Here is a 26,154-nt window from a genome sequence, read left to right on the forward strand (position 1 = left end):
TCATTATACCCCATGGGGTATTGTGCCGGCTGTGTTGCGGCATGGGCATGAATTTCTACGGCGTGCGGTTATACCCCTGCGGGTACGCTTGGACGTACGGAACCTCAGGAGGGTTGTCATGGTCGGAGACGAAGACGCCATCGCAGCGGTGCTCAACCGGCTGCGCCGCGCGCAGGGTCAGCTTTCGGGTGTCATCTCGATGATCGAGCAGGGCCGCGACTGCAAGGACGTCGTGACCCAGCTGGCCGCGGTGTCGCGGGCACTCGATCGGGCCGGCTTCAAGATCGTCGCCACCGGACTGCGCGAATGCGTCAGCGGAAGCGCGGCCAACGGCGGCACCCCGATGAACGAGGCCGAGCTGGAGAAGCTGTTCCTCGCGCTGGCTTGAACTACATCAACTCAAGGGGGAGTGACACATGGGTATCGCGCTGTCGACCACGGTGCGCGGATCCTTCGACGACACCGTCGCGCGGACCCGCGAGGCGTTGGCCGCCCAGGGATTCGGCGTACTGACCGAGATCGACATGAAGGCCACGTTCAGCAAGAAGCTGGGCGAGGCGGCCGGTGACGAACTCGGCGAGTACCTCATCCTCGGCGCCTGCAACCCGCCGCTGGCGCACCGCGCCGTCGGCATCGACCGCCAGATCGGCTTGCTGCTGCCCTGCAACGTCGTGGTGCGCACCGACCCGGACCATCAGGGATCGGTCGTCGTCGAAGCGATGAACCCCCAGCTGCTGGTCGAGGTCACCGCCGAGCCTGAATTGCGGGCGGTCGCCGACGAGGTGGGCGCCAAACTGCAGTCGGCGATCGACTCCCTCGGTGATTCCTAGATCCACCTGCGCCCACCGGGCCCTCGTCGTCGACGACGAGACCGCCCTGGCCGACGTCGTCGCCAACTACCTGGAACGCGAACACTTCGAGGTCGCCTCGGCCGGGACAGGGGAAGACGCGCTGCGGCTGGCCCGGGAGACCGACCCCGACGTGGTGGTCCTGGATCTGAGCCTGCCCGGAATCGACGGCATCGAGGTCTGCCGGCAGTTGCGGACGTTCTCCGACGCCTACGTGGTGATGCTGACTGCTCGGGACACCGAGGTGGACACCATCGTCGGACTGTCGGTGGGTGCCGACGACTACATGACCAAGCCGTTCAGCCCCCGCGAGCTGGTTGCCCGGGTGCAGGCGATGCTGCGGCGGCCGCGCACATCATCGGGCGGGTCAGCTGCCGTCGAACCGCCGCCGCGGGTCTTCGGGGATCTGCGCATCGACGTCGCCGGCCGCGAAGTGTGGGTGGGTCCGGAGGCGATCATGTTGACGCGCACGGAGTTCGACGTACTGGCCGCCTTGTCGGGTCGCCCTGGTCTGGTGTTCACCCGCCGTCTGCTGCTGGAAGCGGTTTGGGGCGACAACTGGGTGGGCAACGATCATCTGATCGACGTCCACATCGGCCATCTGCGCCGCAAGCTCGGCGATGATCCCGGGCGTCCGCGGTATGTGCTGACGGTCCGCGGAGTCGGCTACCGGATGGGCAGTGGCTGATGAGCCCAGAGGGCAGGTCGATGAGCCGCTCACGGGGGCTGGCCGGGCGGCTGTTGCTGGCCCAGGCACTGGTTCTCGTCGCATTCGCCGCGACGACCGCGGTGGTGGCGATCGTCGTCGGCCCGCCGCTGTTCCGCGAACACCTTCGGCGCGCCGGCATCCCGACCGACTCCCACGAGCAGTTCCACGCCGAGCAGGCCTACACCTACGCGACGGCGATTTCGGTCGCCGTCGCCGTCGCCGCCGCGGCGCTGACCGCGCTGGTGGTCACCTGGTACGTCAGCCGCCGCCTGCAGCGATCCCTCTCCGAGGTTGCGGCGGCGGCCAGCCGCATCGCCGACGGGCACTACGACGTCGCGGTGTCGCCGCCGCGGCTGGGCGCCGACTTCGACTCGCTGGCAGCCGCCTTCAATGCGATGGCGGCACGGCTGGAAGCTGTCGAGAGCACCCGCAAACAGCTGCTCGGCGACCTCGCGCACGAGATCCGAACTCCGGTGTCGGTTCTGCAGGCCTACCTCGAGGCAATTGAAGACGGCGTCAAACCTCTTGACGCCGAGTCGATGTCGGTGATGCGCGATCAGGCTGGGCGGCTGGTCAGACTGTCCGAGGACGTCAATGCGCTGGCGCAAGCCGAGGAGGTCAGGACGATCTCGCGCGGCCGGGTCGACGCCGAAACCTTTGTGGGCCGGGCGCTGCTGGCGGTGGCCGATCGTGCCACCGCCAGCGGTATCAGCCTGCACTCGAGCGTCGCCGCCGATGCCCGATGGCTGTGGATCGACGCTGACCGTCTCGGTCAGGTGGTCGGCAACCTGCTCGACAACGCGCTACGGCACACCCCCGCCGGCGGACGCATCGACGTCACGGTGCGCGCCGCCGACGGCATGACCGTGATCACCGTCGCCGACACCGGGGAAGGGATAGCGGCCGAGCACCTGCCGCACCTGTTCGAACGTTTCTACCGGGTGGACCCGGCCCGCGGCCGTACCCAGGGTGGAAGTGGCATCGGGCTGGCCATCGCGAAAGCACTCGTTGAGGCCCACGACGGACTGATCACCGTCCGCAGCAGCGGAGCGGGAACCGGCACCGTGTTCACCATCGAACTGCCGGGGGCCCCCACTCCCGTCGCGAGCTCGTAGTCGGCCGCGTCCTAGAGCGAGCTGAGGATCGTGTTCATCTGGTCGATCTCCTTCTGCTGACTCTGCGCGATCGACTTGGCCAGCGCTACGGTGGCCGGGTACTCGCCGGCACCGATCTCCTTCTGCGCCATGATGATTGCGCCCTGATGGTGCTGGATCATCTGAGTCAGGAACAGCCGGCTCGCCGCGGTGCCCTGCGCTTCGCGCAAGGCAGCCATATCCGCCTGGGACATCATCCCCATGCCCGCACCCATGTCGCCCATGTCGTGGCCGGGCATTCCCGGCATCCCCGGCATGTCATCCATTCCGCCCCCGGGCGTCATCGGCATCGAGGACACGCCCCACTGCGCCAACCATCCCTGCATCTGCTGGATCTCCGGCCCCTGTGCTGCCTTGATCTGATTGGCCAGTGTGACCACCCGTGGATCGATGCCCTGCTTGCCCAGAATGTCGTCGCTCATCTCGATCGCCTGCTGGTGGTGCGGGATCATCTGCTGGGTGAACATCACGTCGGAGTTGTTGTGCGCCGCCGTGTTCGGCGCCGTCGAACTCGCCGCCGCGCTGGCAGAAGCGGGGGCGCTGCCGGTCGCGGTGGTCTTGCCGGCGCCACCACATGCGGTCAACGTGATCAGTGCCGCCATGGCCACGCCTGCCACCGTCACGGAACGGGTGTTCATCGTGATGCTTCCTCTCACTCGGTGCGCACGACGAGGTGCCGTGCCTCTTGTCTCGAGGGTTGCCACCGTCATCCCGGCTTTCGCTAGACGTTCGATGAAGATCCGATAAAGGTCGCGGCGGCGGTGAACTCACTTGCGGCGCCTCGGCGGCGAGGTCTACCATCGGCGATCGTGCACAGCATGCGTCTCGTAGTAGCAACCCACAGCGGGGTCTGATCCGGACCGACCCCCCGCTGTGGGTCGGAAAGCTACGACGACGTCGGTCATCTCCACCTTCGACGAGAAGACCGCAGCATGAACCCCATCACCACCATCGCCGCCGAACGTTCACCGCAGTTCTGCGCCCCGTTGCCCCGTGGCGTGCGTGAGGACGCCGAAGCACTGTCCTGGGACGCGTTCACCGCGCGATACAGCCCCAGTGGCGGTCCGTTGCGGCTTGGCGCCTGGGAATCCGAGCAGACCGGCCGATCCTCGACCCGGCTGGGCCCGCAGGCGTGCACCTTCCGGGCCACCCTGGCAGTCGGCGACCGCATCGACACCGCCACCGTGCAGGCCAGCGGCCCGCTGGCTGCCCTGACTGCGATGCTCCACGAGCGGGGTATCGGCGTGGAGATGACGTCCTTCCACCAGTTGCGCTCCGGTAGCGCGGTGGCGACCTTCGTCCGCGGCGGCGACGGCCGAGCTCACCAGTGGGCGATGGGCTGGGCCGAGGACGCCACCCAGTCGGCGTTGCGCGCCGTCATCGCCTGCGCCAACCGGCTGCTCTCGACCGCCGAAACCGCCGATTGGGCGCGAAAAGCCGAGTAGATCAAGCCAATTCGTCGATCTCGGTGACCCGTCAGCGCAGCGGGCGCAACACGATCGGCATGCCGTCCATCGGCACCGGCATACCCGCGTAGTCGTAGTGCGGCTGGTAACCGGGGTGCGGCAGCTCCAGCCGGTAGCGGCGCAGCAGTCGGTGCATGACGGTTTTGATCTCCAGCTGACCGAACACCATCCCGATGCACTTGTGCGCACCGCCGCCGAACGGGGCGAAGGCGTAGCGGTGCCGCTTGTGCTCCGAGCGCGGCTCGGCGAAGCGGTCCGGGTCGAACTTCTCAGGATCGGTCCACAGCTCGGGCAGCCGGTGGTTGAGGCCGGGCCAGACGTTGACGTTGGTGCCGGCCGGGATGAAGTAGCCCAGCAGTTCGGTGTCGCGCACCGCTTGGCGAACGTTGAACGGCAGCGGGGTGACCATCCGCAGCGACTCGTTGATCACCAGGTCGAGTGTTTCCAGCTTCTCGAGCGCCTCGATGTCCAGCGGTCCGTCGCCGAGCCGGTCGGACTCCTCGCGGCAACGCTCCTGCCATTCTGGATTCGCGGCGAGCTGGTTGGCCATGGTGGTCAGCGTCGAGGTCGAGGTGTCGTGCGCCGCCATCATCAGGAAGATCATGTGGTTGACGATGTCGGCGTCGGTGAACTTGTTGCCGTCGTCATCGGCGGTGTGACACAACACCGTCAGCATGTCGGTGCCCTCGGCGTTGCGGCGTTCCTTGAGCCGCTCGACGAAGTAGTCCTCGAGCACCTTGCGGGCCTGCAGTCCGCGCCACCACTTGAACGGCGGAACGGCCGTGCGGATGATCGCGCCGCCGGCGCGAGTCGTCATCGTGAAGGCCTGGTTCACCTTGGTCACCAGCTCGTGATCCGAGCCGGGCTCGTGGCCCATGAACACCACCGAGGCGATGTCGAGGGTCAGTTCCTTGACGGCCGGGTGGAACAGGAAACGCGGATCGCTGGTGGCCCACTCGCTGGCGATGACGGCCGAGGCCACCCGGTCGATGTGCTCGACGTAGCCGGACAGCCGGGTGCGGGTGAACGCCTCCTGCATGATGCGCCGGTGGAACATGTGCTCGTCGAAGTCGAGCATCATCAGGCCGCGGTTGAAGAACGGGCCGATGACCGGGTGCCAGCCCTTCTGGGAGAAGTCCTTGTTCTTGTTGGAGAAGACCGCCTGGGTGGCGTCCGGCCCCAACGCGGTCACTGCGGGCAGGGCGGGGGAGTAGGCGTAGTGGATCGGCCCGTACTTGCGGTACACCTGCAGCAGGTAGTCGGGGCCACCGCGGAAGGTTTCGATCATGTGGCCCAGCAGCGGTAGGCCGGAATCGCCCATCACAGCCTTGAGGTCGCTGCCCGCCGGCGGCTCGGCCAGCACGAACTGCGGCCAATCCCGCTCCCGCAGGCGCTTCTCCACCGTTCCCATGCCGGGAATGGTGTTCAGCGTCGGGGTGAGGCGGCGCTTCGCCTGGTCCAGCAGGTAATGGGGGGTACTGATCGTGGCCATCAACGCTCCTGAGGGAAAGGACGGTCGGAAGAGATCATGCGGACCGCCCGGTGTGGTCGGTACCTGGGGTAGCACCATCCTCACCGCGTGACTTGACGTGTGTCAAGTTTCACTTCGGGCGCGGCGTGGTGCAAGGTGAACGGGTGACCACGCAGCAGCACCCCGTCGAGGCGCCCCGTCGCCGCGGCGACAAGCAGCGGCATGCGATCGTCCAGGCCGTTCGTGAGCTCCTGGAGGAGAAGCCGTTCTCCGAGCTGTCGGTGAGCATGATCAGCGACCGAGCCGGGGTGGCTCGCTCGGGCTTCTACTTCTACTTCGACTCGAAGTACGCGGTGCTGGCTCACCTCGTCGGGGAAGCCGGCCAGGAACTCGACGACCTCACCCACTCGTACGCCCCGCGCGGTCCGGAGGAGACGCCGACCGCCTTCGCCGAGCGCATGGTCCGCAGCGCGGCGGCGGTGTACGCCCACAACGACCCGTTGATGAAGGCGTGCAATGCCGCCCGCCACACCGACGCCGAGATCCGGGAGATCCTCGACAACTACAACGAGGCCGTCGTCGCCCAGATCGTGCCGATCGTCGAAGCCGAGATCCGCAATGGCACCGCCGATCCCATCTCCGACGATCTCCCGCGCCTGGTCCGAACACTGGTGGCCACCACCGGGTCAACCCTGTCTGGCGAGTCCGCGTTCCTGGGGCCGGACCACGATATGGATGCCGCCGTGCGGATCCTGGAGAAGCTGTGGCTGCGTTCCCTATGGGGCGGACAGGTCGGCGGTTGAGCCGATGACCGGCGATTTCGCAGGCAAGAAGGTGCTCGTCACCGGCGCGGCCAGCGGCATCGGCCGTGCGACCGCGCTGCGGCTGGCCCGCAAGGGCGCCGAGTTGTATCTGACCGACATCAATGCCGACGGGCTGGCGGCGGCGGTCGCTGACGTGCGTGCGCTCGGTGCCACGGTGGGCGAATACCGCGCCCTGGATATCTCCGATTACGACTCCGTCGCCCACTTCGCCGCCGATATCCACACCCGCCACGGCGCGATGGATGTGGTGATGAACGTCGCCGGCATCTCCGCATGGGGGACCGTCGAACAGCTGACGCATCAGCACTGGCGGTCGATGATCGACGTCAACCTGATGGGACCGATCCACGTGATCGAGACGTTCCTGCCGCCGATGGTGGCCGCGGGGCGGGGCGGTCATCTGGTCAACGTCTCCTCGGCGGCCGGTCTGGTGGCGCTGCCCTGGCATGCCGCCTACAGCGCCAGCAAGTTCGGGCTGCGCGGTCTGTCCGAGGTGTTGCGCTTCGACCTGGCCCGCCACGACATCGGGGTGTCGCTGGTAGTGCCGGGCGCGGTCGACACACCGCTGGTCCAGACGGTGCACATCGCCGGGGTGGACCGGGAACATCCCACGGTGCAGCGCTGGGTCAAGCTGTTCAGCGGTCACGCGGTCACCGCCGACAAGGTGGCCGCCTGCATCCTGGTGGGGGTGGCCAAGAATCGATTCCTGATCTACACCTCACCGGACATCCGCGCCCTCTACGCGTTCAAGCGGTTGGCCTGGCGGCCTTACAGCGCGGCGATGACGCGGGTGAACGTCCTGTTCACCCGCGCGCTGCGGCCGCGCGGTGCCCGGCCGCTGCCGCCAGCCTGAATCTCACTGCAGCGCAGCCAATTCCAGGCGCACACCCAAAAGCCGTACCGGCCGGTCGAGCTCGAACAGGTCGAGCACCCGCAATGCCAGTGCGGTGATGACGTCCCGGTCGGTGCCGGGTTCGTCGAGTTTGCGGATCTTGGTCCGGGTGTAGAAGGTGTGGGTGCGCACCGTGACCGCCACCCTCGCGACGACGCGGCCCGCGGCTACCACCTCGGTCAGTGCCCGGTCGGCCAGGTCCACGACGGCGCGGTCCATCTCGGAACGGTCGGTGAGATCCTGCGGGAAGGTGATCACGTGGCTGCGCGAGCGGGGAACCCAAGGCTGCGCGCTGACCGTCGCGTCTCCGCCGCCCTTGGCCAGCAGGAGTAGCCAGAGCCCGGTGCGCGGACCGAAGGTCGTGGTGAGCAGTTCGGCGTCGGTGTTCGCCAGCTGCCGGACCGTGGTGATCTCCAGTGCGGCAAGCTTTTTGGCGGTCTTGGGCCCGACGCTCCAGAGTGCGTCGACCGGGCGTTCGCCCATGACGTCCATCCAGTTCGCGTCGGTGAGGAGATAGATGCCGTCGGGCTTACCGAACCCGGTGGCCACCTTGGCGCGCTGTTTGTTGTCGCTGATGCCCACCGAACACACCAGCCCGGTCGCTGCGGCGATCTCGGTGCGGATCTGCTCGGCCAGCGCCGCCGGATCGGCGACACGGGCGCCGACGTACGCCTCGTCCCAGCCCCACACCTCGACGGGGTGGCCCAGATCGCGCAGCACCCCCATCACCTGATCGGAGGCCTCGTCATATGCGGGAGGATCCGACGGTAGGAAGGTCGCGTCCGGGCAGCGTCGCGCTGCAGCGCGCAACGGCATGCCGGCGTGCACGCCGAAGGCCCGGGCCTCGTAGGAGGCGCAGGTCACCACCTTGCGCGCCTCGGTGGGATCACCGCTGCCGCCGACGATGACGGGCAGTCCCACGAGTTCAGGGTGGCGGCGCAGTTCAACCGAGGCCAGGAACTGGTCGAGGTCCACATGCAGGACCCAGTCGCGAGGTTCGGGTCCGGTCACTTCCCGCACAGCTTGGTCGCGACGCTGTCCCAGGCGTCAGCGAGGTTGTCCAGCGTCCGACCCGAATGGCCGAGCTCCCGGGTGACGTAGTCGGGGTCCAGCAGCGCCAGCAGGGCGTCGGCCTGGGCATCGAGGTCGCCGGTGCTGCCGGCCGACTCGAGAAGAACCCGGATATGGGTGCGCATGACGGCGAACGGCGCGCTGTAGCGAGCATCGGGGTCACGGTTGGTTTCGGAGAGCAGTTCGCGGTGAGCCCGAACGAACGTGAGCCGCTCGCGACCGAAGGCCAGTAGCCGTTGTAGCGGCGGGGCATCGGGACCCAGCGGCGGCGGCCCGAACAGGTAGGCCTGCTGCATTGCGCGTTCGTCCTCGTCGAGCAGCACCATCATCAGGCCCGCGCGACTGCCGAATCGGCGGAACAGCGTCCCCTTGCCGACCCCCGCGGCCGAGGCGATGTCGTCCATCGAGACCGCCTCGGTGCCGTGTTCGGCGATGAGGGTACGGGCCGCTTCGAGCAGCAGCAGGCGGTTGCGCGCGGCATCGCCCCGCTCTTGGGGCGGGGAGATGGGCAACCCACCCACGCCGTTGACCGCTGTCACATCCGCCACTTTAGCTCAGAGTGGAATTAATCGGACCGCGGTCCGGTTAACTCGTGCGAAGATCCGAACACCTACGGAAGGAACAGACATGGCGGATATCAAGGTTCTGGTACTGGTTGGCAGCTTGCGGGCGGCATCGGTCAATCGTCAACTGGCCGAAGTTGCGGTCGAGTCGGCCCCCGAAGGCGTGGCACTGACCATCTACGAGGGGCTCGGTGACGTGCCCTTCTACAACGAGGACCTCGATACCGAGGACGCTCCGGCCGCGGTGGCCGACCTGCGCGCGGCGGCTGCTGAGGCCGACGCCACCCTGGTGGTCACTCCCGAATACAACGGCAGCATCCCCGGCGTGCTGAAGAACGCCATCGACTGGCTGTCGCGCCCGTACGGCGACGGCGCGCTGAAGGACAAGCCGCTGGCGGTTATCGGCGCCGCGCTCGGCCAGTACGGCGGCGTGTGGGCACATGACGAGACCCGCAAGTCGTTCGGCATTGCCGGCCCCCGCGTGGTCGAGTCGATCAGCCTGTCACTGCCGACGCCGACCTTCGACGGCAAGCACCCGCGCGAGGTCGCCGAGGTGGCCGCCGCCGTGCGTGACGCCGTCGGCAAGCTCGCCGCCGAGGTGGGCTGACCCTGATCCTGCCGAAGCCGCCGGTGAGTCGCAGCGACTCGCCGGCGGCTTTGCTGTTTGTGCGGGCCCGGCTGCCGGGGCCGTCCAGATCTGTCGGTGCCCGGTGATAGACCAGGGGTGCGGGTTGCCGGATCGGCGTGTTGTGACCTGCGACACGCCGCATGGGAGGGTGGCGGAGGGCTTACGACCTGGGAATTTCAAAATTGTTATTCAGAACATGTTGTAGCTCTTCTGGTTGTCGGCCACTAGGTGTAGTGTCTGGGAAGCCGAAAGGCCACAAGATTCACAGGTTCGCCGGAGTGCTGGAAACGGGACGCAAGTGCCGATCCGCACCACTCCATCAGCCGGGAATCCAGGGGTCCGCAGGCGTGCTGAATATCCGTGAGTGCCTGCGCACAGCCAGTCCCGTGACCGACTTGAGTCAATCTCCACGTTTCGCTGAGGAGCCATACCGAAGATGACCATCACCGTGTACACCAAGCCCGCGTGCGTGCAGTGCAACATGACCTACAAGGCCCTCGACAAAGAAGGTCTGGCCTACGAGGTCGTCGACATCAGCGAGGATGCCGAGGCCCGCGACTACGTGATGGCCCTGGGCTACCTGCAGGCCCCGGTCGTCATCGCCGGCAGCGATCACTGGTCGGGCTTCCGTCCGGACCGGATCAAGGCGCTCGCCGGCGTCGCGGTGAGCGCCTGACCACCTGGGCCTTACTGGGGGAACGTGATGAGTCCGGATGGCGGCCCGCTCCACCAGGGCCCGGCGCGACTGGTGTACTTCTCCAGCGTTTCGGAGAACACCCATCGCTTCGCGGTCAAGCTGGGTCTGCCTGCCATCCGGATTCCACTGCACGAGCGCATCGAAGTTGAGCGCCCGTACGTCCTGCTGCTGCCGACCTACGGCAAGGGCCGTGGCGACAGCCCGACCCTCGACGCCAAGGGGTACGTGCCCAAGCAGGTCATCGCGTTCCTGAACAACCCGCACAATCGGTCCCTGATCCGCGGCGTGATCGGGGCCGGCAACACCCAATTCGGTGCCGAGTATTGCTTTGCGGCCACGTTGGTCGCACACAAGTGCAAGGTGCCGGTGCTACACCGCTTCGAAATGATGGGAACCGCAGAGGACGTGGAAGCCGTCCGTGCGGAACTGGCTGAATTCTGGAAGGACGAGGACACGTGCCACCAACGGTCACAGCTGCTGAGCCTGTAGCCCCGACGCACGCGTTGCCGGGGGAGACTGACTACCACGCGCTCAACGCGATGCTGAATCTGTACGACAAAGACGGCAAGATTCAGTTCGACAAGGACGTTCTGGCGGCTCGCGAGTACTTCTTGCAGCACGTCAACCAGAACACCGTCTTCTTCCACAATCAGGACGAGAAGCTCGACTACCTGATCCAGAAGGATTACTACGAGCGCGAGGTGCTCGACCAGTACTCCCGCAATTTCGTCAAGACGCTGCTCGATCGCGCCTACGCCAAGAAGTTCCGGTTCCCCACCTTCCTGGGCGCGTTCAAGTACTACACCTCCTACACGCTGAAGACCTTCGACGGGAAGCGCTACCTCGAGCGCTTCGAAGACCGTGTGGTGATGGTGGCGCTGACGCTGGCCGCCGGTGACACGACCCTGGCCGAGAAGCTGGTCGACGAGATCATCGACGGCCGATTCCAGCCGGCCACCCCGACCTTCCTCAACTCGGGCAAGAAGCAGCGCGGCGAACCGGTGAGTTGCTTCCTGCTGCGCATCGAGGACAACATGGAGTCCATCGGTCGTTCGATCAACTCCGCGCTGCAGCTGTCCAAGCGCGGCGGCGGAGTGGCGTTGCTGCTCACCAACATTCGTGAGCACGGCGCCCCGATCAAGAACATCGAGAACCAGAGCTCGGGCGTCATCCCGATCATGAAGCTGCTGGAAGACTCGTTCTCCTACGCCAACCAGCTCGGTGCCCGCCAGGGTGCCGGTGCGGTCTACCTGCACGCGCATCACCCCGACATCTACCGCTTCCTGGACACCAAGCGGGAGAACGCCGATGAGAAGATCCGCATCAAGACGCTCTCGCTGGGTGTGGTGATTCCCGACATCACGTTCGAGCTGGCGAAGAAGAACGAGGACATGTACCTGTTCTCGCCGTATGACGTCGAGCGCGTGTATGGCGTTCCGTTCGCCGACATCTCGGTCACCGAGAAGTACCACGAGATGGTCGACGACGCCCGGATCCGCAAGACCAAGATCAAGGCCCGCGAGTTCTTCCAGACGCTGGCCGAGCTGCAGTTCGAATCGGGCTACCCCTACATCATGTTCGAGGACACGGTGAACCGGGCCAACCCGATCGAGGGCAAGATCACCCACAGCAACCTGTGCTCGGAGATCCTGCAGGTGTCGACGCCCTCGTTGTTCAACGAGGACCTGTCGTATGCCAAGGTGGGCAAGGACATCTCCTGCAACCTGGGCTCACTGAACATCGCCAAGGCCATGGATTCGCCGGACTTCGCGCAGACCATCGAGGTGGCCATTCGCGGCCTGACCGCGGTGAGCGACCAGACACACATCTGGTCGGTGCCGTCGATCGAACAGGGCAACAACGACTCTCATGCCATCGGGCTCGGGCAGATGAACCTGCACGGATACCTTGCGCGGGAACGGATCTTCTACGGATCCGAAGAAGGTATCGACTTCACCAACATCTACTTCTACACGGTGCTGTATCACGCGCTGCGGGCGTCGAACAAGATCGCCATCGAGCGCGGCTCAGCGTTCAAGGGCTTCGAGAAGTCGAAGTACGCCAGTGGTGAGTTCTTCGACAAGTACACCGAGCAGGTGTGGGAGCCGGCCACCGAGAAGGTGCGCCAACTGTTCGCCGACGCCGGGATCCGTATCCCCAATCAGGACGACTGGCTGCGGCTGAAGGAGTCGGTGCAGAAGCACGGCATCTACAACCAGAACCTGCAGGCGGTTCCGCCGACGGGCTCGATCTCCTACATCAACCACTCCACCAGCTCGATCCACCCGGTGGCGTCCAAGGTCGAGATCCGCAAGGAAGGCAAGATCGGCCGCGTCTACTACCCGGCGCCCTACATGACTAACGACAACCTGGAGTACTACCAGGACGCGTACGAGATCGGCTACGAGAAGATCATCGACACGTATGCCGCGGCCACTCAGCATGTGGACCAGGGGCTTTCGCTGACCTTGTTCTTCAAGGACACCGCCGACACCCGCGAGGTCAACAAGGCGCAGATCTACGCCTGGCGCAAGGGAATCAAGACGCTCTACTACATCCGGCTTCGCCAGATGGCGCTGGAGGGGACTGAAGTGGAGGGTTGCGTCAGCTGCATGCTGTAAGCTGACCTAAGTAAGTCGACGAATAAGGCCAGGGATACGCCATCCCTGGCCTCATTCGTGTGGGACGGGCGCGTGGTGCGTTGACACAGAACTGAGATCGAGAATTCCGCGAATTGTTCGCTCTCAGTTCTGGTTCAACGTTCCGCTTGCTTGCCACAGAGTAGATAACCGAGCGCCCCGGCGAGAATCGCGAACTTGATCGAGGCTGCGACGTGGGCACGGCGCGCGTTCAACGCGATGTCTCGCCGGTCGAGGACACGGATCAGCGCAACTCCCTCGACCGCATCGCCTGCCACCGCAACGGCGGCCAGGGCTGGTAGCCATGCTGGGTGACCGCGACGTCGACGGCGACGGTCGATCAGCAGGCCCAACAGAATTCCGTAACTGGTCATGTATCCGAAGTCGAGCCACATGGACTGACGCGCTGCGCGTTGCCCAGTTTCGCCCCACTGAGCCATGATGGCCTCGGCTTTGGCGGCGGTGCCGGCCAGTTCGAACGGGATGATTCCTGGACCGCCGGTCGCCTGCATCTGACGATCCAGTCGAAGCATCACCGCCGAGTAGGTCACGTAGCCTACGGTGGCTACCGCGATCCGGTTCCTGCACACAAAGCCCATGGGCATAGCCGTCAGCCTATCGGCGTAACGGGTGCGTGACGCTGTTTTACCTGGTCAACACACGTTGTCGAGATACTGGCTGACATGACCGAGTTGACGCATGTTCCGGCCACCACATCGGCGGCCGACCTCGCCGACCATCTGCGCCGCGACGGTTACGTCATCATCGACAACCTGGTCCCAGAGTCGTTGATGGACAGCATCACTGATGAACTATGCCCCTATCTGGATTCCAGCCCGACGGGCTACAACGCGATGATCGGTACCAAGACCCGGCGTACCGGTGCGCTTGTCGCCCGCTCACCGGCATGTCGCACGCTGATCCAGAACCCCACCATCCTCGGTGTATGCCAGGACTTCCTGGGGCACGCCAGTACGTTCCAGCTGATGCTGACCCAGGTGATCTCGATCGAACCCGGTGAGTCGGACCAGGCATTGCATCGCGACCAAAACGCCTTCGACTTCTATCCCTTTCCCGACGACTACCACGTGCAGTGCAACACGCTGTGGGCGATGACGGACTACACCGCCGAGATGGGGGCCACCCGGGTGGTGCCGGGCAGCCAGATTGGCGACCAGAAGCCCACCGACTACGCCGACGACGAATGCCTGCAGGCCGAGATGTCGCGCGGCTCGGTGCTGCTCTACACCGGCAAGATCGTCCACAGCGGCGCCGCAAACCGCAGTCACACGGTGCGCCGCGCGATCAACGTCAACTACTGCGTCGGATGGGTGCGTCAGGAGGAGAACCAATTCCTCTCGGTGCCAACGGAAGTCGCTCGCACACTCGACGACGACCTGCTGAAGCTGATCGGCTATCAGGAGGGCGCGTGGGCTATGGGGTACTTCCGCGACTTCGAGGACCCGCTGCGCGCCATCCGCGGTGACGCCGTCGGCTACGGCTTCGACGCGGCCAAGCTCACCGGCAATGCCAGCGCGGCTTACGCAGACCAGATCACGCACAGCCAGTGATCTGCGTGACGTAACTGGCCACTGGTGGCCGACAGCGGTTAACTGAACGGATGACCGCCGTGATGCCCGCTGCGTTCATCGGCCACGGCAGCCCGATGAACGCCCTGGAGACCAACCGCTACACCCAGGCGTGGCACGCGTTCGGGCAGTCGGTACTTGGGTCGCACGGCGCACCGCGAGCCATCCTGGCGATCAGCGCGCACTGGTACATCAACGCCACCGCCGTCACCGCGATGGCCCGTCCCCGCACCATTCACGACTTCTACGGCTTCCCGCCAGAGCTCTTCGAGATGCAATACCCCGCACCGGGTCTGCCGGAGCTCGCCGACGAGATCGCCGACGTGGTCCAGCCCACCTGGGTGGGCGCCGACGTCGACAGCTGGGGTATCGACCACGGCACCTGGTCGGTGCTGGCGCACGCCTTCCCGGATCACTCGGTGCCGGTGGTGCAGCTGTCGATCAATGCCTACAAGTCATTGGACTACCACCTCGAACTCGGTGCCAAGTTGGCGCCGCTGCGCGCACGCGGCGTCCTGATCGTCGGTAGCGGAAACGTGGTGCACAATCTCGGTGCGATGCAACCGTCGATGGGGGAGTTGGGTTTCGACTGGGCTCAGCGGTTCGACGACGTCGCTCGCGCTCAGATCCTCGATGACCCCGCGCAGGCGGCCCGCCTGCAGGGCGACGCCGACTACCGGGCTGCCGCACCCACCCCGGATCACTTCATCCCGCTGCTGTACTTCGCCGGCCTCGCCGCCGCGCAGGACGACACCGCCACGGTGCTCACTGACGGCTGCGAGTGGGGCTCACTGTCGATGACGTCGTACGCCCTGAGCTGACGGCAGTCAGCCCAGCAGCTCGGACCAGAACGGCACAACCTTCTCAGCTTGTCCGCCCTCGCCCTCGATATAGGCCAAAAGATCTGCGGCGCAGCACTTTACCTCGGATTGATAGACTGAGAGCACGGGATTGCCGGAGCTGCCATGACCGGAAGGCAGATAGCAGTTCCCGTGTACCGGCACCAGTTGCGGCACCCGCTCGAGCTGATAGCGCGCGCTGCGCAACGCGTCTTTCATCCGCGCCGGCCGCACACCCCATCCCTCGAACCAGAAATCGCGCCACTCGACGGCGAACAGGATTCCCTCGGCCGGCAACTGCAGCCGCTGCTGCAGAGTCCGCCGCGGCGCATTCCGCCAATCGGGCCAGGAGTCCCCGAGCGGCAGGCCAGCTGACAGAAACGCCCGATGGTCGTCGGCGAACTCGAAACCGAACTCGGCTTCGATGCCCGTGAACTCGGCGTCGGTGAGTCCCGGGGTCAGCGTCTCGCCGCGGTCACCGAGCATGTGTGCGGTTTAGGTGTGCGACGGGCTCTGCTGCTTCTTGTACAGCGACTTCAACAGGAAATCGCGAAAGGTGTGGTTGTCGAGCAGCTTCAGGCCCGTCCCGGCGACCTGGGGGTAGCCGGCCAGCTTGTTGAAGAAGCGGCCGCGCTTGTACTCCCGGCCCCAGGCGGCTTCCATCCGCAGCTGGTAGTTGGTGAAGTCGTCGGGTCCGCCGTTCTCCAGCGCAGCGATCGCGCACTCGCCGGCGGCCAAGCCGGACTCCAGAGCCTTGGAGATGCCCGCGCCGGACACCGGTTTGCCCGCGCCCAGCGAGTCGCCGGTGAACAGCACTCCCGGACGCCACGGCGGCCACGCGGTGAAGCCCATCGGCAATCGCCAGGCCCGCACGGTCTTGTTCTTCTTCAACTCCTCGACCGAGGGCAGCTCCCACTCGCGCGGCAGGCTGGCCAGGAAGTCGCCGAAGAAGTGGGTGGCGTTGATCGACTGCCAGTTCTTGTAGCTGTTGACGTAGCCGAGGCCGATGTTGAACCGGCCGCCACCCATCGGGAAGATCCAGCCGTAGCCGGGCAGCTGGTCCCCCTGGAACAGCAGCTTGAGGTAGATCTCGAAGCGGTCGGAATCCGGCCGGTTGGCATGCATCTCCGAGCGGATCGCGATCGCGGAGTAGCCGTTGTAGTCCGAGTCGATCTTCAGCGCGCGCTTGATGGGGGAGTAGGCGCCGTCGGCCGCGATAACCGCGTCGCCGAGGACTTTCTCTCCGCTCTTGAGGACGACACCGACGACGCGGCCCCGCTCGTCGAATTCCGGCCCGGCGACCTCGGCGCCCTGGCGGACGACGGCGCCCGCGGACTCGGCGTGCTTGAGCAGCAGCGTGTCCAGTTCAGTGCGGCTGGCGGTGTGCCCGTGATCGGGCATACCGGGGCGCTTGGGGAACGACAGATCCCATTCCGACGGCGAATACACCGTCACGCCGCTGATGCGGTGGAACTGCGACACCTCGTGGGCCAGGCCCATCTTCTGCAGGTAGCTGACGGCGCGGGCGGTCAGGCCGTCGCCGCAGGGTTTGTCTCGGGGAAACTCGGCCTTGTCCAAGACCACCACTTTGGCGCCGGTCTGCGCGGCCTGCCACGCAGCGGCAGATCCCGACGGACCGCCGCCGGCAATCACCAGGTCGAATCGCTCGGTCACAACTCCCCGTCTCACTATTTGGCCCGACTCGTCCGATGCTAGCCGAGACCGGTGAACTGCTCGCGCGGGGAAAGCCCGCCCAATGCGGACGAAATGGTGACCTCGCAAACAGTCTGTCCTGGTCAGCCGATACCTGCGGGTACAGTGCATGACGTGCGCAGAGTGACACGATCGCGGCCGGGGGGCGATTCGGGCAAGGTCGACGCGCGCAGCGAACGCTGGCGTGAGCACCGCAAGAAGGTGCGTGCCGAGATCGTCGACGCCTCCTTCCGGGCCATCGACAAGCGCGGCCCCGAGGTCAGCCTGCGTGAGATCGCCGAGGAAGCCGGCACCGCGAAGCCGAAGATCTACCGGCATTTCAAAGACAAGTCCGATCTGTTCGCCGCGATCGGCGCCCGGCTGCGCGACATGCTGTGGGCCGCGATCTTCCCGAACGTCAACTTCGCCACCGATCCGGTCCGTGAGGTGGCGCATCGCAGTGTCGCGGAGTACGTGAACCTGGTCGACCAGCATCCCAACGTGCTGCGGTTCATGCTGCAGGGCCGTTTCCCCGAGCAGTCCGAGTCGACGGTGCGGGCGCTGAACGAGGGGCGCGAGATCACCATGGGCATCGCCGAGATGTTCAACCACGAGCTACGGGAAATGGAGCTCGACCCGGCGGCGCTGCAGTTGGCCGCCGCGGCGACCTTCGGTTCGGCGTCGGCGGCTACCGATTGGTGGCTGGGCCCGGAGCCGTCGAGTCCTCGCCGTATGCCGTCGGAGGATTTCGTCAATCATCTGACCACGATCATGCTGGGCACCATCAACGGCACCGCCGAGCTGTTGGGGATCGAACTCGACCAGAACAGGCCCATCCGCGACGCGGTACCGCGCCGCGCGGCCGTCAGCTGACCCACACCCTTAGCCGATACCGGCGGTATTGGGTACTTTGGTGGGATGACCGTCGTCGCCCCGCAGGATTCCGCCGCGTCCACCGCCGCGCCGGTGCACACTCGCGCGCTCGTCATCGGTACCGGGTTCTCCGGGTTGGGGATGGGTATCGAACTGCAGCGCCGGGGCGTCGACTTCCTGATCCTGGAGAAGGCCGACGGGATCGGCGGCACCTGGCGCGACAACACCTACCCGGGGTGCGCGTGTGACATCCCGGCACATCTCTATTCGTTCTCCTTCGAGCCGAAGGCGGACTGGAGCCACATGTGGTCCTTCCAGCCCGAGATCCTGGCCTATCTGGAAGGCGTCACAGACAAGTACGGACTGCGCCGCTACATCCGTTTCGGCGCCCACGTCGACCGGGCGCATTGGGATGAGGCCGAGTACCGCTGGCACGTCTTCACGAAGGACGGTCAGGAATATGTCGCACAGTTCCTCATTTCCGGTGCCGGCGCCCTGCACATCCCGTCGATTCCCGACATCGACGGTCTCGACGAGTTCGGTGGTGCGGCCTTTCACTCCGCGCAGTGGGACCACAGCGTCGACCTGACCGGCAAGCGCGTTGCCGTCGTCGGGACCGGCGCCAGCGCCATCCAGATCGTGCCGCAGATCGTCGACCAGGTCGGCCAGCTGCAGCTCTACCAGCGCACTCCGGCGTGGGTACTGCCGCGCAGCAACGACGCGATCCCGGCCCGGCTGCGTGCGGCCTTCGCCACGGTGCCCGGAACCCGCGCGGCGCTGCGGACCGGCATCTACTGGTTCCAGGAGGCGCTCGGTTTTGCGATGACCAAGCGGCCCGAACTACTCACCCTCGGCGAGCTGGCCGGCAAGTGGAACATCCGCCACCAGGTCCGTGATCCGGAGCTGCGCCGCAGGCTCACTCCGAACTACCGGGTCGGCTGTAAGCGGGTGTTGTTCTCCGACAAGTACTTCCGGGCTATTGACCGGCCCAGGTCCGAGCTGGTGACCGACCGGATCGCCCGCATCACCGCGGACGGGATCGTCACCGCCGACGGCGTCGAGCGAGCGGTCGACGTCATCGTGTTCGCCACCGGCTTCCACGTCACCGACTCCTACACCTACGTCGACGTCAAGGGGCCCGGCGGCGAGGATCTGGTGGATCGGTGGAACACCGAGGGCGTGCAGGCACACCGCGGCATCGCGGTGGCCGACATGCCGAACCTGTTCTTCCTGTTGGGACCGAACACCGGGCTGGGGCACAACTCGGTGGTGTTCATGATCGAGTCGCAGATCGGCTATGTCGGGCAGGCGATCGCCGCTGTCGACAAGGCCGGCGCTCAGGCGCTGGCGCCGACGCGCGCGGCCCAAGATGCGTTCAACGACGAACTGCACCAAGCGCTGGAGCGCTCGGTGTGGAACACCGGCGGTTGTAGCAGCTGGTACCTCGACGAGCACGGCAAGAACCGCACGCTGTGGAGCGGGATGACGTGGCAGTACTGGCTGGCGACGCGTTCGCTCAAACGATCGGAATACCGGTTCTCCGGGGTGGGCCGACGGCGGCGGTTCGGGCTACGGCGGCGGGCCGCGGCGAACTGAGCCACCCCGACACGCCGAGTGTCGTCGCGGCGGGCTGCCGACCTGTGCGTTCGAGATCGGCGAAACACAACTTGTTGTGCTGCCACGTGTTGTCCGACCCCAGGGGTAGTGTTTTGGGCGTCAGCCGGAAACGGACAAAACATCGTGGTGAAGTGGGGTTTCGGTGAGCGATGGTGCGAAGCTGATCGACCGGGCGACGGCGATCAACTGGAACCGTGTCATTGACGAGAAGGACGCCGAGGTCTGGGACCGGCTGACCGGCAACTTCTGGTTGCCCGAGAAGGTGCCGCTGTCCAACGACATGCCGTCGTGGAACACCCTCACCGACGCCGAGAAGCAGCTGACGATGCGGGTGTTCACCGGCCTGACGCTGCTCGACACCATCCAGAGCACGGTCGGCTCGGTCAGCATGATTCCCGATGCGCTGACGCCCCACGAAGAAGCGGTGCTGACCAACATCACGTTCATGGAGTCGGTGCACGCCAAGAGCTACAGCTCGATCTTCTCCACCCTGTGCTCGACGGCCGAGATCGACGAGGCCTTCCGCTGGTCGGAGGAGAATGTCAATCTGCAGCGTAAGGCGCAGATCATCCTGGACTACTACCGCGGCGACGACCCGCTCAAGCGCAAGATCGCCTCGGTGTTCCTGGAGGCCTTCCTGTTCTACTCCGGCTTCTACCTGCCGATGTACTGGTCGAGCCGGGCCAAGCTCACCAACACCGCCGACCTGATCCGTTTGATCATCCGCGACGAGGCGGTGCACGCCTACTACATCGGCTATAAGTTCCAGAAGGGCTACGCGACCCAGAGCGACGAGCGTAAGCAGGACCTCAAGGACTACGCCTACGAGCTGCTGTTCGCGTTGTACGAGAACGAGATCGAGTACACCCAGGATCTCTACGACGCGGTCGGGCTCACCGAGGACGTCAAGAAGTACCTGCGCTACAACGCCAACAAGGCGCTGATGAACATGGGCTTCGAGGCGCTGTTCCCCAAGGACGAGACCGAGGTGAACCCGGCCATCCTGTCGGCGCTCTCACCCAATGCCGATGAGAACCACGACTTCTTCTCCGGTTCGGGGTCGAGCTACGTGATCGGCAAGGCCGTGGTCACCGAGGACGAGGACTGGGACTTCTAAGGTTTCAGTCCGCGGCGGCTGTCAATACTTCCAGGCTGACAGCACGTCGATATTGCGCTGACCCGCGGGCCCGAAGATCTTGAGGTCTGCCTCCGACCTGTAGGGCTGCCAATCATCATCTGGCACACCGGTTTTGATGAACCGGACCCAGCTGCCGTGAATCTCGTCGGCGAGGGATTGCGGCGCGTCGGGACCAGCGTAGGCGACGAAACCGGGAGCGTGGATGTTGTCGAATGCGAACCCGAGGTCGAGGGTGTGCATCGCGGTCCGGGTGTGGATGCTCGACGGCCAGGTGAACAGGTACGCATAGCACGTAGTGGCCTGTCCGCGCTGTGCCGCCAGGCTCGGTGCGCAAAACGCTGCGTCGGAGAGGAATTCGACGAAGATCTCCTGTTTGGACAGCGTATCGCCATAGGCGTCCACATAGGCCTGGGTCAGTTCTCGGGTGGCCCGAAATGGCGTGAGGGCCAGTGCCAGTGCGTCGAGCACCCCGTCGGGAGGCGCAAACTCGCCGAACACCCGCCAGAAGTCGGCTTCCCTCTTGTTGTGGCCGATGATCATCGTGACGGGTGCTTGACGCTCGGACAGCGACGCCACCGGCGACTCCTGCAGGAGATCTCCGTCGATCACCGGCGCGAAGACCGTCAAGATGTTGTGCGGACTCAGCTTTCGCAGCTTGTCGGCGACTCGGCGGCCTGCCTCGCGCGCCTCGAGGGTGCCGACCGATTTCGCGGTGGGCAGCTTGTGCAACGCGGCAGCGACGAAGTCGGTTGCCTTGGCCGCATCTGCGCGCTCGAGAGCGATGCCGATTCCGGATTCACAGATCACCCGCTGGAACAGCTTTCCCGCGAATCGCGTCGTCGCCAAGGTGGATACGCTCATCGATCCGGCCGACTCACCACCGATGGTCACCTGATTCGGGTCACCGCCAAAGCTGGCGATATTGTCGTGCACCCACTGCAACGCCAGAATCTGATCGTGGAGCCCGCGGTTGTCGGGGGCATCGGGAAAGTGCGTGAAGCCTTCGATGCCGACCCGGTAGTTGGCGGACACATAGACGATGCCGTCCCGGGCGAACGTCGAGCCGTCGAAGATGTCTTCCGCGGTGTTGCCCATCGCGAAGGATCCGCCGTAGAACCATACGTACACCGGTAGTTGTGCGTCGTGAGCCACCGGCGCCGGCGTCCATATGTTGAGGGTCAACCAGTCGTCACCCTCGATCGAGGGATAGGTGAAGGGCTCGGGAAGCTCCATCGACGCGGGCGGTGTCGGTCCGAATCGCGTGGCGTCGAATTCCCCGCGCAGCGGCGCCACCGCCTGGGGTAGGGCGAAACGCAGCTCACCGATCGGGGGCTGAGCGAACGGGATGCCCAAGAACTGTGCGATCAGTCCGTGCTGCACGCCGACGAACGTCCCGGCGGCTGACTCGACAACAGGCTTGCTGGGGCTCACGGGATCCTCCCACCGGGGCAGGGCTGGCAAGTATGCAAAGTCTGGCCCGCGCAGCGGCAATTGGCGATCCGAGAGACTCATCCAGCGAGATTGAAGCCGCCGCCGCGGCCGTAGATCGCCAACGACACCAGCAGCGTCACCGACACCACCACGACGAGCGAGGTGCGTACCGCGTCGCCGGTGGCGACTCCGACGCCTGAGGGTCCCCCCGAGGCGAAGAAGCCAAAGTAGGTGTGGATCAACAGGATTGCCAATGCCATCAGGATGGCCTGGGTGAACGACCACAGCAGATCGATCGGGTTGAGGAACGTCGAGAAGTAGTGGTCGTAGAGGCCCGCCGACTGGCCGAGCAACGCGACTGTGGTGTAGCGGCTGGCCAGAAACGACAGGATGACCGCGACCGAGTACAGCGGTGCGATGGCCGTCATCCCGGCGGCGATCCTGGTGCTGACCAGAAAGGCGATCGGCCGGATCGCCATTGCCTCGAGGGCGTCGATCTCCTCGCTGACCCGCATCGCACCCAGTTGGGCGGTGACTCCGGCTCCGAAGGTCGCCGCCAGGCCGATCCCGGCGACCACCGGTGCGGAGATCCGTACGTTGATGAACGCCGCGAGGAAGCCGGTGAGCGCTTCGATGCCGATGTTGCCCAGCGAGCTATAACCCTGCACGGCCAGCGTGCCGCCGGTGGCCACGGTGAGGAACCCGACCACCACCAGGGTGCCGCCGATCATCGCCAGAACACCGGCGCCCATGCTGATCTCGGCGATGAGGCGGATGATCTCGGTGCGGTACCAGCGCACCGCATAAGGGATGCCGCCGATGGCCTTGCCGTAGAACAGCGCCTGGTCGCCGATGCGGCTCAACACCATCATCGGACGCTCCAGTGCGCGCACGACTCCTGGGAAGACGGCGCGGTAGGTCACGGGTGCCTGCCCGTGGCGGATCGTCGTCGTCCCACCTAGCTCAAGGTCCTCGCGTGCGGAAACACTCTCTAGGGCCGTTCGGCCCCAGGTGATGCCGCCGAAGTGCTTCTCCCGTTGAGGACCGGGGTGCCCACACGCGGTGAACGCTCGGTGAATCGCCACCGAACTGTGCGGTTGACGCTGGCGCCCCAACGCCCCGGCGACGACACTGTCAGCGTGACTTCGCCCTCGCTCGTCCAGAAGGTTCTCAACTGGCTGCGTGCCGGCTACCCCAGCGGTGTGCCCGGGCCGGACCGCGTCCCGCTGCTGGCCTTGCTCCGTAACAGCCCGCTAAGCGAGGAGCAGGTCAAGGAAGTGGTGCGCGAGATCGCCGCGGCCGAAGCCTCCGCGCCAGCCGGCCACGAGATCGACCATGACGAGATCGCGACGTTCATCCAGGATGTGGCCCACCACGACGCCGGCCCGGAGAACATCCAGCGGGTCGCTGCCAAACTGGCGGCCGCCGGATGGCCGCTGGCCGGTGTCGAGCTGGGCGATACCGAGAGCTAGGCCAACGGTCGGGAGGACCGCCACGCCAGTGCGCCGGCGACCAATCCGACGAACGGGATCGCGGCCAGGATTGCGCTCAACGTAGCGCTGCCGCCGGTGACCAAGGTGAAGTTCGACAGCACCAGCCACAGGCTCTCCAGCAGCCCGAGCACCGCCAGTGCCGGTGCCAGGCGCGTGGCCCAGAACGATCCCGTTGCGCGGCCGCGCAGGAAGAACGCGAGCACCGCGATCGACGTGGTGAGCATCAACACCACCATGCCCACCGTGGCGACACCGGCCATCGAGCCGAACACACCGACCAGCGGATCGATGCCCAGCACCGCGAGGACCCCGACGATGACGGCGGCGGTGACGGTCTGCACCACCGAGGAGAAGGCCGGCGACTCGTGGTTGTCGTGGACCCCGGCCAGTCGGGCCGGCAGCAGACCCTTTCCGGCGAGCACGAACTGGTAGCGTGCGATCACGTTGTGGAATGACAGCACGCAGGCGAACAGACTGGTCAGCAGAAGCACGTTGACGATGTCGCGGCCGATCGTCCCGAGCATGTCGCCGGTGGTATCCAGCAGCATATTGCCTTCTCCGGCAAGGGTTTTCTGAGCGACCCCCGCCACCTGATCGGGTCCCAGGGCCACCACGAACGCCCACACCGTGATCGTGTAGAACGCGCCGATGATGATGACCGCGGCGTAGGTGGCGATCGGGATGGTGCGCTCGGGATCGCGCGCCTCGTCACGGAACACCGCGGTGGCCTCGAATCCGATGAATCCGGTGAGGGCGAACAGGACGGCGATGCCCAGCGTCCCGTCGGTGAACACGGCGGGATCGAATGAGCTCAAGGTGATGCCTGCCGGGCTGGGGTGCGACACCATCACCAGGTCCAGAATGACCACGATGCCGATCTCGAGGGCCAGGGCCACACCGAGCACTTTTGCGCTCAGCTCGATGTGCCGGTAGCCCAGCACCGCGACGATGGCCAGCACGATGAAGGAGTACACCGGCCATGGGATTACCGGTCCGTGGAAGTGCGTGACGGTGTCGTTGATGGCCCAGCCGATATAGCCATAGATGCCGATCTGGATCGCGGTGTAGGCGATCAGCGCCACGACTGCGATGCCCTTGCCCATCCGTTCACCGAGACCGACTGTCACATAAGAGAAGAACGCACCAGCCTCGGGCACGTACGGAGTCATCGTGACGAATCCGACGCTGAAGACCAGGAGCACCAGTGCGGCGATCACGAATCCCATGGGTGCACCGGCGCCGTTGCCCAGTCCCATCGCCAGGGGCATGTTGCCGCCGATGACGGTCAGTGGGGCGGCCGCCGCGACAACCATGAACACAATGCCGATCGGACCGAGACGCCCGCTCAGGCGGCGCCCCTCTGTGGTGGTGGATGTGGTCATGAGACCTCCTGAAATGTTGGGGTAGTGGGGGACATCGCGCGACCAAGCAGGTCATGGTCCAGTGCGTGGGCGGTGAAGCCGTTGAGACCGGTCATCGTGGTGGCGGCGACCATCGCATTGACGATCGCCTCCTCGGTCGCCTCGATGGTCAGGTCGAACAATCGAGTCATCAACTGCGGCGCCACCATTCGCAGCGGGACCTCGGGGCGCGAGGTTGCCGGATCCTCGTCCCACGCGTACGGCGGGATACCCCGGTTGCCGGTCGAGAACGCCAGCATCAGATCACCGCTGTACTGCTCGCCGCTGCCGCCGAGTCGACTCACCGCCAGCGCCGAACGCTGGGCAACCCGGCGGCATTGGTGGGGGAGCAGTGGGGCGTCGGTGGCGACGATGACGATGATCGAGCCCGACCCCGGTTCATATCGCGCGGGGAGTTCGGGCAGCGGGATGGCTTCGGCGTCGATTCGCTCGCCGACCGGGACGCCGTTGATCCGAAGTCGTTCCCGCCGGCCATGGTTCGCCTGTACCAGGACGCCGACGGTGTATCGGCCCGCGGCGGTGTCGGTGATCCGCGAGGCGGTGCCGATGCCGCCTTTGAAGCCGTGGCAGATCATGCCCGTGCCGCCGCCGACGTTGCCTTCTGCGGGAGGCTCACTGCAGGCGCTGTCCAGCGCGGCCCGCACATGTTCGGGACGCACGTGAAAACCGTTGATGTCGTTGAGCAGACCGTCGTAGGTCTCACCGACCACCGGTAGTGACCAGTAGGCGCCTTCGCCGCGGGCGCGCACCTGGGCCGCCACCAGCTCGTCGCGGACCACGCCGACGCTGTGGGTGTTGGTGAGCCCGATCGCGGAGGTGAGTTCGCCGGACTCGCGAATCCATTCCAGGCCCGTCAGTTCGCCGCTGCCGTTGAGGCGGTGCGCGCCGGCGAACACCGGCTCCGTCCAGATGCGGTCATGGGGGATGACGACGGTCACTCCGGTGCGCACGGTGTGGGGGTCATCGGAGGTGATGGTGGTATGGCCCACCTGGACACCGATGACGTCGGTGATGGCGTTGTGCGGACCGGTGGGATGGTCCCCGATCACGACGCCGAGGTCTCTGGCACGCATTGGTCACACTCGCTTTGCCGATAGTT

28 protein-coding genes are annotated in these 26,154 nt (G+C 65.7%); 17 read left to right on the forward strand and 11 right to left on the reverse strand.

The features are described from left to right. Positions 1-118: 118 nt before the first annotated feature. From G6N35_RS01360 to G6N35_RS01375, 4 genes are read left to right on the forward strand one after another with little or no spacing between them, the layout of a single operon-like run. The gene (locus tag G6N35_RS01360; RefSeq protein WP_163802571.1) at positions 119-388 is read left to right on the forward strand and encodes a metal-sensitive transcriptional regulator; all 270 of its coding nucleotides are present in this window, start codon (positions 119-121) and stop codon (positions 386-388) included. A 28-nt stretch (positions 389-416) separates the two neighbouring features. Further along, entirely contained in the window at positions 417-830 is a 414-nt protein-coding gene (locus G6N35_RS01365; protein ID WP_163802574.1) for a DUF302 domain-containing protein, read from the forward strand. Further along, positions 820-1,536: a response regulator gene (locus G6N35_RS01370; protein WP_163802576.1), complete on the forward strand. Its 717-nt coding sequence runs from the start codon at positions 820-822 to the stop codon at positions 1,534-1,536. The genes G6N35_RS01365 and G6N35_RS01370 overlap by 11 nt, the downstream gene beginning before the upstream one ends. 20 nt (positions 1,537-1,556) lie before the next feature. Next, positions 1,557-2,672 (forward strand): sensor histidine kinase, encoded by a 1,116-nt coding sequence (locus G6N35_RS01375; protein ID WP_163802578.1) that lies wholly within the window; start codon positions 1,557-1,559, stop codon positions 2,670-2,672. Between the two features lie 11 nt (positions 2,673-2,683). Here G6N35_RS01375 and G6N35_RS01380 read toward each other — a convergent pair whose 3' ends face one another. Next, positions 2,684-3,349, reverse strand: coding sequence for a DUF305 domain-containing protein (locus tag G6N35_RS01380; protein ID WP_163802579.1), 666 nt, complete (start codon positions 3,347-3,349; stop codon positions 2,684-2,686). A 294-nt stretch (positions 3,350-3,643) separates the two neighbouring features. Between G6N35_RS01380 and G6N35_RS01385 the strand changes: the two genes are divergently transcribed. Continuing rightward, positions 3,644-4,156 carry a 2-isopropylmalate synthase gene (locus G6N35_RS01385; protein WP_163802581.1) on the forward strand — a complete coding sequence of 171 codons (513 nt, stop codon included), beginning with the start codon at positions 3,644-3,646 and terminating at the stop codon, positions 4,154-4,156. 31 nt (positions 4,157-4,187) lie between these two features. Here G6N35_RS01385 and G6N35_RS01390 read toward each other — a convergent pair whose 3' ends face one another. Next, complete coding sequence (locus G6N35_RS01390) at positions 4,188-5,672, reverse strand: cytochrome P450 (protein WP_163807395.1); 1,485 nt, start codon at positions 5,670-5,672, stop codon at positions 4,188-4,190. 140 nt (positions 5,673-5,812) lie between these two features. Here G6N35_RS01390 and G6N35_RS01395 point away from each other — a divergent pair, with 140 nt between their 5' ends. Next, positions 5,813-6,451: a TetR/AcrR family transcriptional regulator gene (locus G6N35_RS01395; protein ID WP_163802584.1), complete on the forward strand. Its 639-nt coding sequence runs from the start codon at positions 5,813-5,815 to the stop codon at positions 6,449-6,451. Positions 6,452-6,455: 4 nt separating this feature from the next. Next, positions 6,456-7,325, forward strand: a complete 870-nt coding sequence (locus G6N35_RS01400; protein WP_163802586.1) for an SDR family oxidoreductase — start codon at positions 6,456-6,458, stop codon at positions 7,323-7,325. Between the two features lie 3 nt (positions 7,326-7,328). On the opposite strand, the gene G6N35_RS01405 is transcribed toward G6N35_RS01400, so the two are convergent. Then, a complete protein-coding gene (locus tag G6N35_RS01405) occupies positions 7,329-8,375 on the reverse strand; it encodes a DNA polymerase IV (RefSeq protein ID WP_163802588.1) in 1,047 nt (348 codons plus the stop codon). After that, positions 8,372-8,974, reverse strand: a complete 603-nt coding sequence (locus G6N35_RS01410; RefSeq protein ID WP_163802590.1) for a TetR/AcrR family transcriptional regulator — start codon at positions 8,972-8,974, stop codon at positions 8,372-8,374. The genes G6N35_RS01405 and G6N35_RS01410 overlap by 4 nt, the downstream gene beginning before the upstream one ends. 88 nt (positions 8,975-9,062) lie before the next feature. Here G6N35_RS01410 and G6N35_RS01415 point away from each other — a divergent pair, with 88 nt between their 5' ends. The 4 genes from G6N35_RS01415 to nrdE all read left to right on the forward strand — a co-directional run bounded on the left by G6N35_RS01415 (position 9,063) and on the right by nrdE (position 12,944). Beyond that, positions 9,063-9,605, forward strand: a complete 543-nt coding sequence (locus G6N35_RS01415; RefSeq protein WP_163802592.1) for an NAD(P)H-dependent oxidoreductase — start codon at positions 9,063-9,065, stop codon at positions 9,603-9,605. Between the two features lie 457 nt (positions 9,606-10,062). After that, entirely contained in the window at positions 10,063-10,302 is a 240-nt protein-coding gene (locus tag G6N35_RS01420) for a redoxin NrdH (RefSeq protein ID WP_163802594.1), read from the forward strand. 27 nt (positions 10,303-10,329) lie between these two features. Next, positions 10,330-10,812: a class Ib ribonucleoside-diphosphate reductase assembly flavoprotein NrdI gene (gene nrdI, locus G6N35_RS01425; protein WP_163802596.1), complete on the forward strand. Its 483-nt coding sequence runs from the start codon at positions 10,330-10,332 to the stop codon at positions 10,810-10,812. Further along, the gene (gene nrdE / locus G6N35_RS01430) at positions 10,779-12,944 is read left to right on the forward strand and encodes a class 1b ribonucleoside-diphosphate reductase subunit alpha (protein WP_163802598.1); all 2,166 of its coding nucleotides are present in this window, start codon (positions 10,779-10,781) and stop codon (positions 12,942-12,944) included. The genes nrdI and nrdE overlap by 34 nt, the downstream gene beginning before the upstream one ends. 134 nt (positions 12,945-13,078) lie before the next feature. Here the strand turns inward: nrdE and G6N35_RS01435 are convergent, their stop codons facing one another. Beyond that, on the reverse strand, positions 13,079-13,474 hold the full coding sequence (locus G6N35_RS01435) for a hypothetical protein (protein WP_163802600.1): 396 nt from the start codon (positions 13,472-13,474) through the stop codon (positions 13,079-13,081). A 171-nt stretch (positions 13,475-13,645) separates the two neighbouring features. Between G6N35_RS01435 and G6N35_RS01440 the strand changes: the two genes are divergently transcribed. Next, positions 13,646-14,533, forward strand: a complete 888-nt coding sequence (locus G6N35_RS01440) for a phytanoyl-CoA dioxygenase family protein (protein WP_163802602.1) — start codon at positions 13,646-13,648, stop codon at positions 14,531-14,533. A gap of 62 nt (positions 14,534-14,595) precedes the next feature. Beyond that, positions 14,596-15,372: a 4,5-DOPA-extradiol-dioxygenase gene (gene ygiD, locus G6N35_RS01445; protein ID WP_163807396.1), complete on the forward strand. Its 777-nt coding sequence runs from the start codon at positions 14,596-14,598 to the stop codon at positions 15,370-15,372. Between the two features lie 6 nt (positions 15,373-15,378). Here the strand turns inward: ygiD and G6N35_RS01450 are convergent, their stop codons facing one another. Together G6N35_RS01450 and G6N35_RS01455 are read right to left on the reverse strand one after the other, a co-directional pair. Next, complete coding sequence (locus G6N35_RS01450) at positions 15,379-15,876, reverse strand: hypothetical protein (protein ID WP_163802604.1); 498 nt, start codon at positions 15,874-15,876, stop codon at positions 15,379-15,381. A gap of 9 nt (positions 15,877-15,885) precedes the next feature. After that, complete coding sequence (locus G6N35_RS01455) at positions 15,886-17,064, reverse strand: geranylgeranyl reductase family protein (protein WP_163802606.1); 1,179 nt, start codon at positions 17,062-17,064, stop codon at positions 15,886-15,888. A gap of 153 nt (positions 17,065-17,217) precedes the next feature. Here G6N35_RS01455 and G6N35_RS01460 point away from each other — a divergent pair, with 153 nt between their 5' ends. The 3 genes from G6N35_RS01460 to nrdF all read left to right on the forward strand — a co-directional run bounded on the left by G6N35_RS01460 (position 17,218) and on the right by nrdF (position 20,689). Next, positions 17,218-17,955, forward strand: a complete 738-nt coding sequence (locus G6N35_RS01460) for a TetR/AcrR family transcriptional regulator (RefSeq protein WP_246224164.1) — start codon at positions 17,218-17,220, stop codon at positions 17,953-17,955. Between the two features lie 45 nt (positions 17,956-18,000). Further along, complete coding sequence (locus G6N35_RS01465) at positions 18,001-19,551, forward strand: flavin-containing monooxygenase (RefSeq protein ID WP_163802610.1); 1,551 nt, start codon at positions 18,001-18,003, stop codon at positions 19,549-19,551. 163 nt (positions 19,552-19,714) lie between these two features. Further along, the gene (gene nrdF, locus G6N35_RS01470) at positions 19,715-20,689 is read left to right on the forward strand and encodes a class 1b ribonucleoside-diphosphate reductase subunit beta (RefSeq protein WP_163802612.1); all 975 of its coding nucleotides are present in this window, start codon (positions 19,715-19,717) and stop codon (positions 20,687-20,689) included. A gap of 21 nt (positions 20,690-20,710) precedes the next feature. Here nrdF and G6N35_RS01475 read toward each other — a convergent pair whose 3' ends face one another. Both G6N35_RS01475 and G6N35_RS01480 read right to left on the reverse strand, forming a co-directional pair. Then, positions 20,711-22,141: a carboxylesterase/lipase family protein gene (locus G6N35_RS01475; RefSeq protein ID WP_163802614.1), complete on the reverse strand. Its 1,431-nt coding sequence runs from the start codon at positions 22,139-22,141 to the stop codon at positions 20,711-20,713. Between the two features lie 77 nt (positions 22,142-22,218). Continuing rightward, the gene (locus tag G6N35_RS01480) at positions 22,219-23,013 is read right to left on the reverse strand and encodes an MlaE family ABC transporter permease (RefSeq protein WP_163807397.1); all 795 of its coding nucleotides are present in this window, start codon (positions 23,011-23,013) and stop codon (positions 22,219-22,221) included. A 267-nt stretch (positions 23,014-23,280) separates the two neighbouring features. Here G6N35_RS01480 and G6N35_RS01485 point away from each other — a divergent pair, with 267 nt between their 5' ends. Then, positions 23,281-23,613 carry a DUF3349 domain-containing protein gene (locus tag G6N35_RS01485; protein ID WP_163802616.1) on the forward strand — a complete coding sequence of 111 codons (333 nt, stop codon included), beginning with the start codon at positions 23,281-23,283 and terminating at the stop codon, positions 23,611-23,613. Here the strand turns inward: G6N35_RS01485 and G6N35_RS01490 are convergent. Then, complete coding sequence (locus G6N35_RS01490) at positions 23,610-25,016, reverse strand: APC family permease (RefSeq protein WP_163802618.1); 1,407 nt, start codon at positions 25,014-25,016, stop codon at positions 23,610-23,612. The genes G6N35_RS01485 and G6N35_RS01490 overlap by 4 nt on opposite strands. Then, on the reverse strand, positions 25,013-26,128 hold the full coding sequence (locus G6N35_RS01495) for a DmpA family aminopeptidase (protein WP_163802620.1): 1,116 nt from the start codon (positions 26,126-26,128) through the stop codon (positions 25,013-25,015). Before G6N35_RS01495 ends, G6N35_RS01490 begins: the two co-directional genes overlap by 4 nt. Positions 26,129-26,154: the final 26 nt, after the last annotated feature.

The sequence above is a fragment of the Mycolicibacterium anyangense genome, assembly GCF_010731855.1.
Classification (GTDB): Bacteria; Actinomycetota; Actinomycetes; order Mycobacteriales; family Mycobacteriaceae; genus Mycobacterium; species Mycobacterium anyangense.

Bases quoted from the DNA above. Each gene is read 5' to 3' on its own strand.
- G6N35_RS01360 (WP_163802571.1), top strand. From the start codon at position 119: ATGGTCGGAGACGAAGACGCCATCGCAGCGGTGCTCAACCGGCTGCGC.
- G6N35_RS01365 (WP_163802574.1), top strand. From the start codon at position 417: ATGGGTATCGCGCTGTCGACCACGGTGCGCGGATCCTTCGACGACACC.
- G6N35_RS01375 (WP_163802578.1), top strand. From the start codon at position 1,557: ATGAGCCGCTCACGGGGGCTGGCCGGGCGGCTGTTGCTGGCCCAGGCA.
- G6N35_RS01380 (WP_163802579.1), bottom strand. From the start codon at position 3,349: ATGAACACCCGTTCCGTGACGGTGGCAGGCGTGGCCATGGCGGCACTG.
- G6N35_RS01385 (WP_163802581.1), top strand. From the start codon at position 3,644: ATGAACCCCATCACCACCATCGCCGCCGAACGTTCACCGCAGTTCTGC.
- G6N35_RS01400 (WP_163802586.1), top strand. From the start codon at position 6,456: ATGACCGGCGATTTCGCAGGCAAGAAGGTGCTCGTCACCGGCGCGGCC.
- G6N35_RS01415 (WP_163802592.1), top strand. From the start codon at position 9,063: ATGGCGGATATCAAGGTTCTGGTACTGGTTGGCAGCTTGCGGGCGGCA.
- G6N35_RS01420 (WP_163802594.1), top strand. From the start codon at position 10,063: ATGACCATCACCGTGTACACCAAGCCCGCGTGCGTGCAGTGCAACATG.
- nrdI (WP_163802596.1), top strand. From the start codon at position 10,330: ATGAGTCCGGATGGCGGCCCGCTCCACCAGGGCCCGGCGCGACTGGTG.
- G6N35_RS01435 (WP_163802600.1), bottom strand. From the start codon at position 13,474: ATGCAGGCGACCGGCGGTCCAGGAATCATCCCGTTCGAACTGGCCGGC.
- G6N35_RS01440 (WP_163802602.1), top strand. From the start codon at position 13,646: ATGACCGAGTTGACGCATGTTCCGGCCACCACATCGGCGGCCGACCTC.
- ygiD (WP_163807396.1), top strand. From the start codon at position 14,596: ATGCCCGCTGCGTTCATCGGCCACGGCAGCCCGATGAACGCCCTGGAG.
- G6N35_RS01450 (WP_163802604.1), bottom strand. From the start codon at position 15,876: ATGCTCGGTGACCGCGGCGAGACGCTGACCCCGGGACTCACCGACGCC.
- G6N35_RS01465 (WP_163802610.1), top strand. From the start codon at position 18,001: ATGACCGTCGTCGCCCCGCAGGATTCCGCCGCGTCCACCGCCGCGCCG.
- G6N35_RS01480 (WP_163807397.1), bottom strand. From the start codon at position 23,013: ATGATGGTGTTGAGCCGCATCGGCGACCAGGCGCTGTTCTACGGCAAG.
- G6N35_RS01490 (WP_163802618.1), bottom strand. From the start codon at position 25,016: ATGACCACATCCACCACCACAGAGGGGCGCCGCCTGAGCGGGCGTCTC.
- G6N35_RS01495 (WP_163802620.1), bottom strand. From the start codon at position 26,128: ATGCGTGCCAGAGACCTCGGCGTCGTGATCGGGGACCATCCCACCGGT.